The 13,749-nt window shown below is 67.7% G+C and carries 15 protein-coding genes and 1 pseudogene; 11 read left to right on the forward strand and 5 right to left on the reverse strand.

Going from position 1 to position 13,749, the window contains the following annotated elements; all coding sequences use genetic code 11:
* Nucleotides 1-64 precede the first annotated feature (64 nt).
* The 3 genes from ACZ5ID_RS36605 to ACZ5ID_RS36615 all read left to right on the forward strand — a co-directional run bounded on the left by ACZ5ID_RS36605 (nt 65) and on the right by ACZ5ID_RS36615 (nt 2,283).
* A complete protein-coding gene (locus ACZ5ID_RS36605) occupies nt 65-1,051 on the forward strand; it encodes a hypothetical protein (RefSeq protein ID WP_468907032.1) in 987 nt (328 codons plus the stop codon).
* A gap of 510 nt (nt 1,052-1,561) precedes the next feature.
* Nucleotides 1,562-2,104, forward strand: coding sequence for a hypothetical protein (locus ACZ5ID_RS36610; RefSeq protein WP_468907035.1), 543 nt, complete (start codon nt 1,562-1,564; stop codon nt 2,102-2,104).
* Nucleotides 2,101-2,283, forward strand: a complete 183-nt coding sequence (locus ACZ5ID_RS36615) for a hypothetical protein (RefSeq protein WP_468907038.1) — start codon at nt 2,101-2,103, stop codon at nt 2,281-2,283. Before ACZ5ID_RS36610 ends, ACZ5ID_RS36615 begins: the two co-directional genes overlap by 4 nt.
* A 168-nt stretch (nt 2,284-2,451) precedes the next feature.
* Here ACZ5ID_RS36615 and ACZ5ID_RS36620 read toward each other — a convergent pair whose 3' ends face one another.
* Both ACZ5ID_RS36620 and ACZ5ID_RS36625 read right to left on the reverse strand, forming a co-directional pair.
* Entirely contained in the window at nt 2,452-2,598 is a 147-nt protein-coding gene (locus tag ACZ5ID_RS36620; protein WP_468907040.1) for a hypothetical protein, read from the reverse strand.
* A 70-nt stretch (nt 2,599-2,668) separates the two neighbouring features.
* Complete coding sequence (locus ACZ5ID_RS36625) at nt 2,669-3,139, reverse strand: hypothetical protein (RefSeq protein ID WP_468907043.1); 471 nt, start codon at nt 3,137-3,139, stop codon at nt 2,669-2,671.
* Between the two features lie 453 nt (nt 3,140-3,592).
* On the opposite strand from ACZ5ID_RS36625, the gene ACZ5ID_RS36630 reads away from it, so the two are divergent.
* The 3 genes and pseudogenes from ACZ5ID_RS36630 to ACZ5ID_RS36640 all read left to right on the forward strand — a co-directional run.
* Nucleotides 3,593-3,835 carry a hypothetical protein gene (locus ACZ5ID_RS36630; RefSeq protein ID WP_468907045.1) on the forward strand — a complete coding sequence of 81 codons (243 nt, stop codon included), beginning with the start codon at nt 3,593-3,595 and terminating at the stop codon, nt 3,833-3,835.
* Nucleotides 3,832-4,116, forward strand: coding sequence for a hypothetical protein (locus ACZ5ID_RS36635; protein WP_468907047.1), 285 nt, complete (start codon nt 3,832-3,834; stop codon nt 4,114-4,116). Before ACZ5ID_RS36630 ends, ACZ5ID_RS36635 begins: the two co-directional genes overlap by 4 nt.
* Before the next feature lie 192 nt (nt 4,117-4,308).
* Nucleotides 4,309-4,470: pseudogene (locus ACZ5ID_RS36640) on the forward strand (DUF6233 domain-containing protein); the annotation flags it as partial.
* Between the two features lie 409 nt (nt 4,471-4,879).
* Here ACZ5ID_RS36640 and ACZ5ID_RS36645 read toward each other — a convergent pair.
* Nucleotides 4,880-8,248, reverse strand: a complete 3,369-nt coding sequence (locus ACZ5ID_RS36645; protein ID WP_468907050.1) for an RHS repeat-associated core domain-containing protein — start codon at nt 8,246-8,248, stop codon at nt 4,880-4,882.
* Nucleotides 8,249-8,766: 518 nt separating this feature from the next.
* On the opposite strand from ACZ5ID_RS36645, the gene ACZ5ID_RS36650 reads away from it, so the two are divergent.
* A complete protein-coding gene (locus tag ACZ5ID_RS36650; protein WP_468907052.1) occupies nt 8,767-9,126 on the forward strand; it encodes a hypothetical protein in 360 nt (119 codons plus the stop codon).
* 886 nt (nt 9,127-10,012) lie between these two features.
* On the opposite strand, the gene ACZ5ID_RS36655 is transcribed toward ACZ5ID_RS36650, so the two are convergent.
* Together ACZ5ID_RS36655 and ACZ5ID_RS36660 are read right to left on the reverse strand one after the other, a co-directional pair.
* The gene (locus ACZ5ID_RS36655; RefSeq protein ID WP_468907055.1) at nt 10,013-10,192 is read right to left on the reverse strand and encodes a hypothetical protein; all 180 of its coding nucleotides are present in this window, start codon (nt 10,190-10,192) and stop codon (nt 10,013-10,015) included.
* 11 nt (nt 10,193-10,203) lie between these two features.
* Nucleotides 10,204-10,674, reverse strand: a complete 471-nt coding sequence (locus ACZ5ID_RS36660; RefSeq protein ID WP_468907058.1) for a hypothetical protein — start codon at nt 10,672-10,674, stop codon at nt 10,204-10,206.
* A 676-nt stretch (nt 10,675-11,350) separates the two neighbouring features.
* On the opposite strand from ACZ5ID_RS36660, the gene ACZ5ID_RS36665 reads away from it, so the two are divergent.
* The 4 genes from ACZ5ID_RS36665 to ACZ5ID_RS36680 all read left to right on the forward strand — a co-directional run bounded on the left by ACZ5ID_RS36665 (nt 11,351) and on the right by ACZ5ID_RS36680 (nt 13,627).
* On the forward strand, nt 11,351-11,944 hold the full coding sequence (locus ACZ5ID_RS36665) for a hypothetical protein (RefSeq protein WP_468907060.1): 594 nt from the start codon (nt 11,351-11,353) through the stop codon (nt 11,942-11,944).
* A gap of 493 nt (nt 11,945-12,437) precedes the next feature.
* Nucleotides 12,438-12,698: an FG-GAP repeat domain-containing protein gene (locus ACZ5ID_RS36670; RefSeq protein ID WP_468907062.1), complete on the forward strand. Its 261-nt coding sequence runs from the start codon at nt 12,438-12,440 to the stop codon at nt 12,696-12,698.
* Nucleotides 12,699-12,720: 22 nt separating this feature from the next.
* On the forward strand, nt 12,721-13,338 hold the full coding sequence (locus ACZ5ID_RS36675) for an FG-GAP repeat domain-containing protein (RefSeq protein WP_468907065.1): 618 nt from the start codon (nt 12,721-12,723) through the stop codon (nt 13,336-13,338).
* A 49-nt stretch (nt 13,339-13,387) separates the two neighbouring features.
* Complete coding sequence (locus tag ACZ5ID_RS36680; RefSeq protein ID WP_468907068.1) at nt 13,388-13,627, forward strand: hypothetical protein; 240 nt, start codon at nt 13,388-13,390, stop codon at nt 13,625-13,627.
* The last annotated feature ends 122 nt before the right edge of the window (nt 13,628-13,749 follow it).

The raw sequence follows: 13,749 nt of genomic DNA on the forward strand, positions 1-13,749 counted from the left end.
ACAGAACGGGGCCGACCCGGGCCCGAAGGATGAAGCACCCGCTTCTAGTCCTCCAAGGAGCCCCGTGTATCCCAACCTGTACTTGCCCCCAACCTTCCTTCCGATCTCGTGGTCCCGCGTCATCATCGAGAACCCGCGGTTCGATCGCGCGTTCCTGGTCCTGGACATCAGAAGCACCCCCATCACCTACGGGCGGCTCTACCCCCGGGTACGTCGCGGCTACCACTGGGACCTACCGGCGTTCTATCCGATGAGCCGCCGCCAGTGGCCCACTCAGGTGGCGCAAGACCTTCCCGAACAGACAGTGCTCACCGGCTGTCTGGATGAGGCGGAGTTGATCCACCGCGTCAGGCAACGGCAAGCCCACGGGTACCCCGCACACAGCTTGGGGTTCGCGGTCGGCCAGGTGCTTGTGTACGTCCGGCACCTCTCCCGCTTCTCCTCGGATCGCGAGGTGCGCGAACACGCTCAGATCATGGTGGCTGCCGCTCTTGCAGCCCGGCAGGCCATTCTGGAGAGCGAGACGGTCGACGGGTGGAAGCCCGCGGTGGCCGACTTCGCCAGCACCTTTCTCGGTCTCTCCCGGCCGAACGCCGAGTGGCTGGAGGCTATGTCGACAGCCCTGCTTGGCAACTGGTTCAACTCTCCAGGCATGACCACCCCCGAGGCGATCGGCACTCTCGACGAGCTGCGTCGCGAGGCACAAGTCGTACACCGACAGCTCATGCCCCTATGGGAACGGAAGACCGGGCCAGGCCGCGTGTGGGCGCTCGACTACCTCCTGCCCTCCGGCGGCCCCGCCCATGAGGTCATCGACAACTCGTACCGGATCGAGGACGAGGTGCTGTCTTGGGAACCGGAACGAAAGGATGCCCTCTCGGTATTCGGACGACTCAAGGCGGACGAACAGCACGTCGCTCGCGCCTACGCGCTCGGCGGAGGAACGTGGGAGGAGGCCGCTAGCGAGGCCTGTCAGCCACGGATGGCCGGGCAGCGGGTGATGCGCAAGCACCGCCGCCTGGGCAACCAGCGGCGCCCTCTTTCGAGGTGACCAGGGTCACACCGGTGGCTCGCAGATTTATTACCGGAACAGGTCCGCGCCGGGACCGAGAAGGGAAGGCTCGAACCTCGGAGGGAAGATCACGGATGACGACCAATACCTGGGTGCCGTACCAGCGGCAGATCAAAAGCAAGATCCCCGAGCCGTACCCCTTCGTCGGGGCGCCTCTGGAAGGGCACCTGGTGGCGTACATGACGGTGATGCGCAGCAAAGCCGGTGACATCCCACTGTTGGCCTTTGACAGTGGGAGTACCGGCACGATTGGGCTGATTGAGGTCCACCCCAACGGGACCGTCGTTCCCAAGATCGCAGACACCACGCCCGTCACGTTCAGCAAACTGAGCACTGGTGCCCCCCGCCGCGCCACCAAGGCTCCGCCCGTCCCGGTCCTACAGGCAACGTTGCAGCCCGACAGCCCCGTGCTCCGCACGGCCCGTGGTCTCGCCGCGCGGCACGCCGCCGTCGTCGGTAACGAGCGCGTGGTCGAAGAGTTCATGACCGATGTATTGGGGCTGTGGCGCGGCGCTGGCTGGCTGGCAGGAGCCGGTCTCCACCGCGCTGCTGGGCGACTGGGTTGGGTCCCTTCACGCCGACGGTCGGGTTGGCCCCGACGGCCTGGAGCGACTCAAGGCCGAGGCCCGGGAACTGCACCGGCACCTGACCCCCTTGTGGCAGCGCAAGAACAACGGCAACCGCCTGTGGAGCCTGGACTTCGGCCTCGGCAACGGCCTGGCGGTCTACGACCTCGTCGCCGCCAGCCCGGACCCGTACGAAACGCTCGCCGGCGCCCTGCCTGACGACCCGCGGATGGCCGCGGTCCTTGCCCGCCTCAAGCCGGCCGAGCGCGCCGTCGCGATGGCCTGGGCCGACTCTCAGACCACCAGCTGGACCGAGGCGGCCGCCCATGTCATGGCTCTAGCTGGCCTTCGTGGATTCGCTGCGGAGGCCCTCGGCGAGCGAGTGCGGACAAAGCTCAAGCGGCTCGGCAAGCAGCACACCGAGCGCGCCGCCGCGGCTGCTACCCGGGAGCGGGAGGAGGCATGACCCTGACCACGCTGCTCCTTATCCTGCTGCTGTTCGCCGTCACCCTGCTCTCCGGCGTCGGCGCCCTGGTACTGCTCCGCCACCACCCCGCCTGGTCCGTCCCGGTCACCGGAGCCCTCACTGTGATGATGCTCATGGCCACCGTCACCGGGCTGCTGGTGGCTGTCACCCGAAATTGAGCCCCTCCCGGCGGTACGTGGGGACGTACAGCCGCCGGGAGGTCCAACTACCCTCTCGCAGTGGATATCCCGGTGATGTCAGGGAACAATGCCGGGCCGCCCTCCGCGCCACCGCGGCCGGCCCGGCGCTGACCCCTCCTGGGCATTCCAGGGTGGGGCAGGCGTGAGCTACGAGCGGTTGCGGCCGAGTTGGAGGGCCGCGAAGAGGACGGTCGCGGCATCGCAGCGGCGGGACGCCTCAACACCGGCGTGCCGCTGGTTCAGAGAAGTGACCAGGCCAAAGCTGATCGCGCCGGACCAGACAGGGCGGGGCATACGTCCTCCCAGACCCCCCTGGGACAGGACATTCAGCCTACGACCGCCCCGCTCTCCCGGCATTCGATGATCAGAACAGTGTGTACGGCCTGGGACAGCCCCTCTGCTCGTACTCCCGGGTCTGTGCATCGACCTGCTCCAGGGCGTCGGCGTGGCCGTGTGCCTCCAGCCGCATCACCGCTGTGCAGATCGTGATGGCATGGGCCTGGTCCGCCAGCGCCAGATCTGTCACTGCCCGGGCGAGGCCCACCTCGCCGGCTGCGACGCGGCGTACCGCGGCGGTTGCCGCGAACTCGGTCTCCGTCGGGGCCAGCGCCGCCACCGCGTCGATCAGAGGCAAGGACATGGACGGCTCCCCCAGCTCGTCGAAGACCTCGTCGTGGCTGATGGCCGCCCAGGCCATCACGCGCTCGAGCTGGTCGGAATCCATACCGGTGAGACAGGCCGCGATCCGGGCGCGGTCCTGCGTCAGGTAGAACCGCGCCAGATCGGCCGCCCGCCACATCGCCTCGACCAGCTGCGGATCGTCGCCTGATGCCATGCCGCCACTTCTAGCGGATCCAGGGGAACGCCGGGCTGTCTTGACCGCCTCTTCACCGCAAGGTGTCGCGGCGCGTCTCACATGACAAGGAACTCGAACAAGTGGTCTAATTCAAGCCATGGCGCGAACGTACTTCCCCCACGATCTCCTGGCAGCTCAGACCGCCTGATACGCCGTCTACGACCAGCTCGCCACCACGGCTGGCGGCGCCGCCGCGCACCGCCGCCGACTGCTGGAGCTGTCCCGGCGGATCACTGCGCACCCCTTCTGGCAGAGCCCGGCGGGCACCCCCGCCGCCCGGGTCGCCCTCAAGGAGCTCGCCCGCACGCGCACACAGACACAGCCCTGACGCTCACTGCCCAGCGCACCCCTACCGCCTAGAGCGTCCAGGAGCCGGCTACCGCGTAGAGGGAAGCCCCCACCAGTCGGGCAGAGGAAAGGAAGGAGGCAGCCGTGGAGCGCACTTATCTCGTCCGGCTCGAGTTCGGTGCGGGCGGCCCGGCGGTCGAGGGCGAGTGGTCTGTTCCCGGTACGGCGCAGGACCGGTACACCGAGTGGGTCGGCCGGCACAGCGGCAACCCGGCTGCGGTGATCCAGCTGATCGAGGACAGCCGTGGGCACCGGCGGGTGGACCGGACCTGGACGGCGCGCGGCGAGACCGTGAGGGCGGCTGGGGAGGAAGCGAGGCTTCGATGAGCACGATTCCGTTGGGGCCCCGGCCGCCTCGTGCCGCAGAGCCTGCACCGCCGCCGCAGGCGTCGGCCGCCGTACGGAGCTACAGCCCGTACGAGGTCCTCGCCGTCAACCTGTGGATCGACGGGCGCCGCTACCGGGCGGTGGCCATGGCCCACTACGACGAGCCCGACGGGCGTCGCGCCTACCACCTGTGCCTGTGGCCAGCCCTGCCCGACGGCGCCCGCACCGGCTGGTACTGGTGGAACGCCGCCACCATGACCCGACGGGACTTCACCCGATGACCCAGCCCCTGCCCCCGGGGCTGCTGCCGCCCGACCTTCCCCGCCTGGAGGCGCTGCGAGCCTGGCACGCCATGTGGGTCGCCCTCATCGACCAGGCCATCACCGACATCAAACGCCGGGAATCCGAACGCGAAGAAGGCCAGCGCCGACGGCCTCCACCGCCGGAGTGGACCATCGAGCACGCCCGGCGGACCGCACCTGCTCACCGCCGTCCACACCGGCGACTGCTGGTTGCTCCGCCACTCCGGACGCATGACCTCCATCGACCGCGCCGCCGCCCGCCAGGCCCTGGCCGACGGCGTCGAACCGTGCGGCTTCTGCCGCCCGGACACCGCTCTCGGCATGATCGACTGAGGTCGACATCCCTGGGGTCATCGCGGCTCCTGGTCCGCCTGTGGCATCGAGGCGGGCGGGGTGCCTGTGCGGTGGTAGGTCGTGAACAGGCCGATGGCGATCCGAATGCGGAACAGTCCTGACTAGGCGTCAGCATAGGTGGCGGGGTAACCGTAATCGTCCTGCGCGTTCAGAGAATGCTCAGGATGTCACCCTGGGCCTGCACCAGTCACTTACCGCGGCCTCGCTTCGCCCTGCCGTAAAGGACCATGGCCGCCAGCACCGCGAGCGCGACAAGCACAATCACCAGTCCTGCCGGGCCGTCGGGATACCAGCGGCCCGCCCCTACTACGAGCATCTCTCCTCCTCTGGTCGGGTGGGGCGTGGTGCGCAGACAGTTTGCGCACCACACCCCACCGCACTGATGTGATCAAGAAAGACCGTTCTGAACCATATTTCCTGCATACTCCGAGACGGTGAAGCACGCCGCTCCCACAACGAAGGCGCCTGCTCCTCCCGTAGGAGCTCCAGCCGCTGCTGCCGCAGGGACGCAAGCCGAACCGAGCGCACCTGAGACGCTTTCACCAGCTAGCACAGCGGCGAATGTTCGGTAGTTGCCGTTTATCAGCGCTGTTCCGGCGTCCTTGAACGCCTTCACGCCCGTGGCTCGCCCCGCCCATTTCAAGGAGCCCCGCAACGTTCCGTCAACGGAGAAGAGCCCATCGGAATCAATACGGTTGGCCGGGTCGCCTTCGGCGTAGAGGTAGGGGTTCTTTTCCTGGCCGGAGGGGTCGGGCTGGGTGAAGCGGCCCAGGTTCGGGTCGTAGTAGCGGGCGCCGAGGTGGTACAGGCCGGTGGGGTCCTTGTAGCCGGCGGCGAAGCGGTAGGGCTGCGGGGTCTTCTCTGTGGCCGTGCGGTCGGCGCCGCGGGGTGTGTAGGTGTAGCTGTTGACCTTTGTGCCCGTGTCGTCCACGAGCGCGATGACGGAGCCGAGCGCGTCGGTGAGGTAGTACAGCGAACTGGCCCCGGTCGTCATGGAGTTGAGGGTGCCCTGGGGTTCGCGGTTGAATCCCGTGTCCACGCCTCCGGTGCTGGTGCCGGACAGGCCCAGGGGGCCGTTGTGGAAGTAGGTGTCGCCCAGGCGGATGCGTTCGCTCTGGTCAGTGGAGGCGTACTGCCCGGTGTAGGTCTTGTTGCCCGTGGTGAGTGAGGTGAGCTGGGAGAAGTCGGTCCAGGTCTCGCCGGTGCGGGTGGTCTCGGGGGTCGGGGCGCCGGCGGTCTCGTTGCCGGTGGCGTCGTAGGACCAGTTGGTGGTCGAGCCGTCCTTCGCGGTGAGCTGTTGGGCGTCGTTGTAGCTGTAGGTGGTGCGGCTGGGGCAGGTCTGGTTGTAGACCCCTCCCTCGGAGGTGGTGTTGCCCGCGCGGTCGTAGCAGTACGCCCAGACAACGTAGATGTTCGGTGCTCCGCTGATGTCGGCGTCGCGGGCGAGGGTGAGGCGGCCCGCGCCGTCGTAGGTGTAGACGGTCTCCCTCTGGGCCGCGGCGTCGGTCAGGGTGCGGATTTTGGTGCTGTCCTTGGTGCCGTTCTGGTAGGAGTAGGCGAGGTCGACCAGGGTGCCCTTGGGGGATGTTGCCTTGATGGTCTGCGGGCGGCCGGATTTATCGGGGTTGATGGACTGCACGGTTCCGCCGGGGTAGTTCGTCTTCGTGCGGAAGTCGTTGTTGTCGTAGGCGTACGTGGTGGTCTTGCCGGTGGAGTCCTTCAGTTCCTTGAGTTTGTTGACCTCGTTGTAGGTGTAGGCGGTGACGCCCGCGGGGTCGCTGTAGGAGTCGACGTTTCCGGCGGGGGTGTAGGTCAGGCGGGTCTGGGAGCCGTCCTGGAGGGTGCGGACCGTTTCGCGGGAGAGCGGGTCGAAGGCGTACTTGATCACGCCGGTGCCGTCCGAGCGCTGGGTGAGGTTGCCGTCGCCGTCGTAGGCGTAGGTGACGGTGGCGTGGGTGGAGGAGACCTTGGTGACGCGGTCGCGGTGGTCGTAGACGTACACCGTCTTGATGCCGCGGCCGTCGGTGACGGTCTCGGGGCGGCCGAGCGCGTCGTAGGTGTACGTAGTGGCGCCCAGCGGGGCGGGCGGGGTGGCCTTGTCGAGGTTGCCCTTGCTGTCGTAGTGGAAGGCGGTCGCGACCGCCTTGCTGTCGGTCATCTTCGTCGTCGCCTTGCAGGTCTGGCCCTCGAAGCCGCCACAGGTGGGGCTGGAGGGGTTGTAGTCGAAGGTGCGGCTGCCGCCGCCCGTGCCGGTCTGCGCGACCGAGAGGGTGTTGCCGGCAGCGTCGTACTTGTACTCGGTCTTCTCATCATCAGCGGTAGTCACAGTGCCGGGCAGGTCGGTGCCGGCGATGGTCTGGTAACCGGCGACCGAAGCGGTGGCGCCGGTGGGGAGCTTGGCGGACGTGGGGTTGTTGCGGTTGTCCCAGCCGTAGGTGGTGACGTTGGCGCCGGTGCCGCCTGTGCCCATCGCGTCGGTGGCGGTGGCCAGGTTGTGGCGGGCGTCGTAGGTGCGCGAGCGGGAGCGGTTGAGGGCGTCGGTGACCTTGGTGACCGCGCCGTCGCCGTCGTGTTCGTACTTGGTGGCGTGGCGCTCGGGGTCGGTGACAGTGGTCGTACCGGCCGCGGTGGGGGTGTCGGCGGTGTAGGCGTAGGTGTAGGTGGGGCCGGATTCGCCGGTGCCGTTGAAGCCGGTGGCGCGGAGCATTGAGGTGAGGCGGTTGCTCGAGTCGTAGGTGAAGACCGTGACGCGGCCCTCGGGGGTGGTGATTTTGGTGATGCGGCCGGAGGAGTCGTAGCCGAAGGTGGTCGTTTTGCCTTCGGTGTCCGCGGTCTTGGTCAGGTTGCCGGCGGGGTCGAGGTCGAAGACGGCGGTGCGGCCGGTGTGGTCCTTGGCCTGCCACTGCGAGGCGTCGGTCTTGTAGAGGTCGATCCAGCGTCCGGAGCGGGTCTCGGTGAGCTTGAAGCCCTTCTGCTCGCCGCCCTCGTCGTGCTGGGTGACGGTGATGGTGCCGTTGTTCTTGTCGGTGACCTTCGTCAGGCTGCCGTAGGTGTTGTAGGTGTCCTTGGTGCCGCTCTTGCGGTCGGTGAGGGTGTAGGTGCCGTCGGTGCTTTTCTTCAGGTCCTTGGAGTAGCCGGTCGGCGTGGTGAAGGAGCCGTCGCTGTTCTTGGTGAAACTCAGGGTGGCGCCGGTGGCGTCGTAGAAGACGATCTCGTTGGTGAAGTCGAGGTCGAGGTAGCGCTCGTACTCCTGCCACCACCGCTGCGTCACTCTTCCCCAGGGGGCGTCGAGGGAGTTGTAGGTACGGGCCAGACGGAGCTTCTGCCCCACCCCGGCGACCTCGAAGTCGGTGGCCGCCAGCATCAGGTTGCCCGTGGAGTAATCCACCCGTCCCACCAGCGAATCGGTGATACGGAAGTCGGAGATCCGGTGCCAGGGCACCGCGCCCTGGCCCTTGGGGACGTAAGTGTTGACGGCTGCGGCACTCTGTCGCGGGGCCGTGGTCGGCGAGGTGGTTGCGTGCTGTTTCTGGGCGCGGCGCCAGGCGGCGGCCTCTGCCGTCGGTTCCTTCTCCGGCTGCGCCGCGACCGGCTTATTGGTGCCGGTCTTCACCGGCGGCACCTCGAAACGCGGACTCTGCTTGCCCCACGCCGATGCAGGCGCCGGCGCCGCTGACGCGGTGGCCGCCGGTAACGCGGTCAGGGTCAAGGCGCCCGCGACGGCCGCGCCCAGTACAGCGAGCGGGGTCTTTCTCATGCGGGCACGCCAAAACGGCGTGCCTGTGGCACATAAGGACATGCGACTTCCCCCCAGGAAGACGTCAACCCGGGGCCACAGCGGCCACCGGAGCCACACAACCTGCCACAGGAAACCGCACAAGCGGTCGGTTTTACCCCGCAGGACTGTGGTCACACGGGGCAGATTCGGTCTTTGCCCACCTCGGGTCTAGCACCGCACCGCCTCCTGGATCAGGGCTCCCTTCGGGAAAAGGCCCAGGTCAAGATCCCCGGGGCATGCGTCGGCACTAAACGCGGCCGGGGCGTCAGCAACGACGCATTCCGCCTCGCCGCCCTTTGCCCGACCGCTGGGGCCGCACGCCAGGACCTCCGACACGAGTGGCCCGGCTCCCCAGACACCTCCGCCAGGGCCAGCTCCCCGAAGCGTTCCGTACCGGCCAGCCGGACACTGACGTGGACAGGCACCAGGCCGGCAGGGCCGTTGCGGTTCGGGAGTCTCCAGTGACCGGCACCGGCCCGGCGGGCGATACTGGGCCCATGGCCGTCACGTCTCCCCGCCCCCCGGTCCCTGACGCCGCCGAGGTGCTGCGCGCCCGGTACACCCGCCGGCTGCCCGCCCACCTGGAGGACCTGGCCTGCCCGGCCCAGGGCACTGTCGACCTGCCGCTGCACGTCGCCTGCTCCGGGCGCCGCTCCTACGACCTGACCGGCCTCAAGTCGAGGATCAGCCTCCACCGCACTGTCCTGGCCGAAGGACAACGCGAGGACCTGCAGGCCTTCCTCAACCGCGACCTCCTGATCAGCCAGTGGCCCATCCTGCGCACCCTGATCAGCCGCTTCATCCGCGACGCCTGGGAGAACGCCTTCCCCGAGCTGGCCGCCACTCCGGACGCATGACCCCCGTGGACCGCGCCACCGCCCGCCAGGTTCTCGCCGACGGCGTCGAACCCGGCTTCTGCCGACCGGACACCGCACTCGGCATGATCGACTAAGTCCGCCCGGCCGACTCGCCGGGACCCGGCCGTCCGAGCTGCCCGAACTGCGCCCTCCCCACTGCGGAGAAGCCGCGGCGGGAATTTCCCGCCCACGCACATGAGTGACAGCTTGGTGGGATGGACTGGACAGCACCGGGAGCGCAGCGACCGGCGGCCTGCTCGCCGTCATCGCAACCTACCTGGCAGACCGCACGCGCTGGCGTCGTGACGAACGTGTACGCACCCGGGAGCAGAAGCACGTGCTCTACGCAGAGTTCCTGTCTGCTTTGTTCGGGGCGCGGGAGCAGGTATTCGCTGCCAGCCGCTGGCCACGACGCGCATCCGAACGCAAAGAGCTGGCCCGTGCAGCGGTACGCGCGCACGATGTCTACGCCCGGCGGTACCGGATGGAGCTGACGGCTGGCCAGCAGGTACGCGAATGCGCCCAGGCAACCCTGACGGCCTTGCTGGCCTACCGGGACGAAGTCGCCTCCGGAACGCGGTGGAGCGATCCCCGGTGCGAAGCGCGGCGAGAACGGTTCCACGCGTGCCAACAGCGCCTGCTGCAGGCTATGCGCGAAGATCTCATATCAGGCCCAAGTCCGCGCAGCCCACGTTGATTCGGGCGAACATAGGGCGGGGAAGTGGCCCGGCAACTATCGCACTTCACCGCGCCGCAAGCGTGGCCCCACCTGCGGATGCAGACGGGCCACACCGTTCAAAGCGTCTGAGCCATCATGTTCAGCACCATCCACCGGCCCGTAGGGGACTCCGGTGGGTCAGCTGGGTTAACGGCTCTGGCTAGAGCGTCAGCGCCGGCTGCTGTTCTTGACCGGCCAGTGCAGCAGATCCCTGATCCGCCACCGCAGTCGGGCGGCGCGGGGGGTCTCGGTGGAGTAGCTGGGGCCGAACCAGATGTTGTCCGCGCTGCGGCCCAGGGGGGTTCCTTCGGGCGAGTACCGCTTGGGGACCTGTTCGCCTTCGCCCATGCCGTCTCCTCTCAGGGGTTCGGAGCCCTGGTTCCGCACCCCTTGCGCAGGTCGTTGTCGGAGCGGGTCTTGGGGCCCCAGCCGATGCCGCTGGCGTAGCCCTGCATCACAGGGTAGTAGGTGTAGGTTCCGTCGCCGTCGTTGCAGTCCGTCGACCAGCCATAGTCGATGAAGCTGTTGGAGGTGGCTGACGTGCCGTGCCAGTTGTTGTAGCCGCGCGGGCCGCTCCAGGAGCTGCGCCACATCTGGGTCTGGAGTTTCTGTGAGCCGTAGGAGCCGCTGCAGACCTGCGAGGTCTCCCACTGGAAGTAGGCACCTGCGCCGGCCCCGTGGAAGGAGACATCCGAGATGTACACCGAACACCTTGCCGCCGCCGGCCAGGCCGGAGCTGCCGGCCTGGCATCACCGGCCTTGTAGGTGAAGGAGTACCGCTCGCCGTCCCGCGTCTTGCCCCACTCACCGATCGCGGTCCCCGCCACCACACGGTGCCCCTCCACCGTCACATACCGGGACCGGGCCCCAGGCGCGCTGCTGCCCGCAGAGGCAAGCGCCGTTGCGGTGGCGGGCGTACCCACGGCCAGTGCAGCCGCGCAGAAGCCAACAGCCATGACGGACAGGGTCTTTGCTGTGCGCATTGCATTCCCTTCCGTTGCCATTACCCCGTCGGTCGAGCCGGGCACCGAGGGAACGCTAGTTCGATAAAGCTACCGGATCTGCCCATTCCCACCGGTATGGCCAGATCACGTCTGTCTCACGTGCGACAACTGCGTGCCACGCCTTGAAACTCACCACCACCCGGGTGGAGGAGCCGACGGAGAACCCCAGCGGCACCCCCAGCCCGCCTCCGGCGCCGGGCAACCCGCGCCGGAGGCCGGGGCAGAAGGTCCGACGCCGAGCGCGTCGAGGCCAGCCAGGCGGAGCCCGGCGCTCTGCGGAAGCGCCTGCAGGGGGAGCGCATACACCCGGCCTGAGGTCGCCGACCAACTGGACGCGGTCCTAAGCGAGGTCGCCGCTCAGCACAGCGGCGCCCCGGCCCCGCAGCTGGCCACCGCCTGAATCCTCCCCCCCCGCCGGACGCTGGCTGATCACGCCGCTGACACAGCCTCAGCCACCGTGGCAGGGTGCGGTGGTCGTATCACGGGACGGCAGGGGGATCCCGTGGAAGCACGGATGTGGAACGGTTTGGTCGGCGTCGCGAAGGAGACGTACACCGCCTCGCTGGGTGACGGGGCCGTGCCGCGCCCGCTGATGATGCCGCTGGTGCGCGGCGAGTTGGTCGGGCTGATCTGGGTCCGTCCGCTCAAGGTCGGCCAGGACGGGCTCGCCGGGATCGCGGAGCTCGCCAACATCGCCGCGACGGCCGGGGCGGATGAGGTCGTCCTCGCGTGGGAGACGCACGACGTCGCCACCGCCTACGAGCTGCCGATCCTCGGCCCGGCGCCGTGCCTGAACATGGTGCTTTTCACCCGGAACGGGCATGTCCTACACCAGTTCCCCTACATCGAGCAGCTCCTGTTACGCAGCCCCGAGGGCTGGGCATCGGTCACCCCCGAGGGGTCACGCGCACTCCTTCGTCGGTTCCATGTCGAAGACAATGATCGCGGGGAGGGATGGCCAGCCAGTGTCAGTCCGCGCGGGTGTTTGAAATGGGAAGAGGGCTTCATCGCTGGTTCGTCGCCACTGCTTGCCGGACGCATCCCAGATGCGCAACTCCTGCCATGCCGAAGGTCCGATCTTGGAGAGCGGAAATGAGACTTGCGTACAGGGAGGCAGCGCCATACTGGTCATGCCCCGGGGTTTGCGGTACTCCGGATTTTCGGCCCCGGACTTGTAGACCACCTCAGCGCCGAACGTCAACCAGGCGGTCGCTGGGTCAAAAGAACGATTCACTATGACCAGCTTGGCGCCCTGGTGATAGAAGGTGATGCGCGACACCTGCCGCCGCTGGTCGTCCTCACGGGCGCTCTCGGACTGAGAGAGCTGATCGTCAGCAAGCTGTGCAGACTTCCACGTGCCCCAGGCTGTGACTGCGAGACTGGCAGCAGCGACCGCGGCAGCCAACACTGTCGTGTGCCTTCCCCAGTCCACGCTCCGATACCAGTGCCTCAACCCCCGCTGGGTCGGTGGCGCCGGTCGGGGTGAGGGGCGCGTTTCCCCCGTGCGCGGCCTCGGTGGGAGTTGGCGAACGCGTAACCGGGGTCGTCGGGGAGGCGGAGTCGGCATTCCACCTCACAGTACGCAGTACGTGGACAGTTCCACAGACGCTCGCAGTCAGAAGGCTGGTTCCACGAGAGGACACCAGCGGCTCGGGGACTCGGGTGTACCCCGGCCGCGGCGACGGCACCTTCAACAGCCGTATCGACACGGACCCAGCTGGGCCCCCTACCGGCTCATCGCGATCGACTACAACACCGACGGCAAGCCGGACGTCCTCGCCATCAACTCCTCCGACGGGCACTTGTACTTCTATCCCGGCAAGGGGGACGGCACCCTCGGCGCGCACTGACCTCGGCGGTGGCTGGGGGGCCATGTACCTGACGCCCGGCGACTTCAACAGTGACGGCAAGACCGACTTCCTGGCACACGACACCAGCAACCGCAAGGTCCGCTTCTACCCTGCTACCGGCACCGGATCATTCGGCACCTACGTCCTCCAAGCCGACGACTGGACGGCCTACGCACGTCCCCTTGCCGGGAAGTTCGACGCCGACAGCACCCTGGACGCGATCTCCCCGGACACCTCCGGCCACCTCCTGACCTGGGATGGCGACGGCAAGGGCAGACTCGTCAGCCGCGCCACCGCCGCCGCTCTCACCACCACCAAGACCACCTATACAGAATGCACCGCTCCCTCACCAGCCGGCGATACCTGCCCCAATTCGACGCCTGACGCCGCCTACTCCTACGACCAGGTCGGCAACCGGCTCCCCAAGACGGCTAGGGGGGCAACAACCGCGTACACCTACGACGCGGCCGACCAGCTCACCGCCACCACGACCGGAAACAACAGTCAGAGCCTCGGCTACGACGCCGACGGCAACCGCACCGAGGCCGCCAAGAACTGCATCCGCCAGCGCACCACCTGGCCTCGGTGGCACTCCCCATGCGGATTCGATGGAATAGCGAGGGCGCATCACCATGTCTGATTCGTGGCAACTAATGAGCGATAACTCAGTCCTCGGCCGACTTGACCTCATGGAGATCGACCAGCCCTGGCTCAGATGCCGTTTTGTGGCTGCGGAGAGTTGGGCAGACGTGCGAGCACTCTTCGAGGAACAAGCCACGGCGGTGGATAGTGGAGACCATATGGCAATGATGGCCCCGATCGAGGAAGTCAGGAGATTGAATCTCAGGCTCATTCCAGAAGCGGGTGGAGACGTCATCGTTCCGGTGATGATTCAAATCCGTGACACCGCAGCCAGTTTCCGCTACTGAGCCTTTCCGTCGCAGGGGTGCTCAGGATTGCTCCACCGCGCTGGAACCCTTTAGCCCTGGGGCTCTGGGCACGCCCCGGGCGGCGTACTGAAAGAGCGTTTTGTCCTGGCGAGGGTGTTTGG

This window comes from Streptomyces sp. NPDC031670 (assembly GCF_055580545.1).

What these genes read in the sequence shown, in the direction of transcription:
- ACZ5ID_RS36610 (WP_468907035.1), top strand. Translation starts at nt 1,562, where the DNA reads ATGTATTGGGGCTGTGGCGCGGCGCTGGCTGGCTGGCAGGAGCCGGTC.
- ACZ5ID_RS36615 (WP_468907038.1), top strand. Translation starts at nt 2,101, where the DNA reads ATGACCCTGACCACGCTGCTCCTTATCCTGCTGCTGTTCGCCGTCACC.
- ACZ5ID_RS36620 (WP_468907040.1), bottom strand. Translation starts at nt 2,598, where the DNA reads ATGCCCCGCCCTGTCTGGTCCGGCGCGATCAGCTTTGGCCTGGTCACT.
- ACZ5ID_RS36625 (WP_468907043.1), bottom strand. Translation starts at nt 3,139, where the DNA reads ATGGCATCAGGCGACGATCCGCAGCTGGTCGAGGCGATGTGGCGGGCG.
- ACZ5ID_RS36635 (WP_468907047.1), top strand. Translation starts at nt 3,832, where the DNA reads ATGAGCACGATTCCGTTGGGGCCCCGGCCGCCTCGTGCCGCAGAGCCT.
- ACZ5ID_RS36645 (WP_468907050.1), bottom strand. Translation starts at nt 8,248, where the DNA reads ATGAGAAAGACCCCGCTCGCTGTACTGGGCGCGGCCGTCGCGGGCGCC.
- ACZ5ID_RS36650 (WP_468907052.1), top strand. Translation starts at nt 8,767, where the DNA reads ATGGCCGTCACGTCTCCCCGCCCCCCGGTCCCTGACGCCGCCGAGGTG.
- ACZ5ID_RS36655 (WP_468907055.1), bottom strand. Translation starts at nt 10,192, where the DNA reads ATGGGCGAAGGCGAACAGGTCCCCAAGCGGTACTCGCCCGAAGGAACC.
- ACZ5ID_RS36675 (WP_468907065.1), top strand. Translation starts at nt 12,721, where the DNA reads ATGTACCTGACGCCCGGCGACTTCAACAGTGACGGCAAGACCGACTTC.
- ACZ5ID_RS36680 (WP_468907068.1), top strand. Translation starts at nt 13,388, where the DNA reads ATGGAGATCGACCAGCCCTGGCTCAGATGCCGTTTTGTGGCTGCGGAG.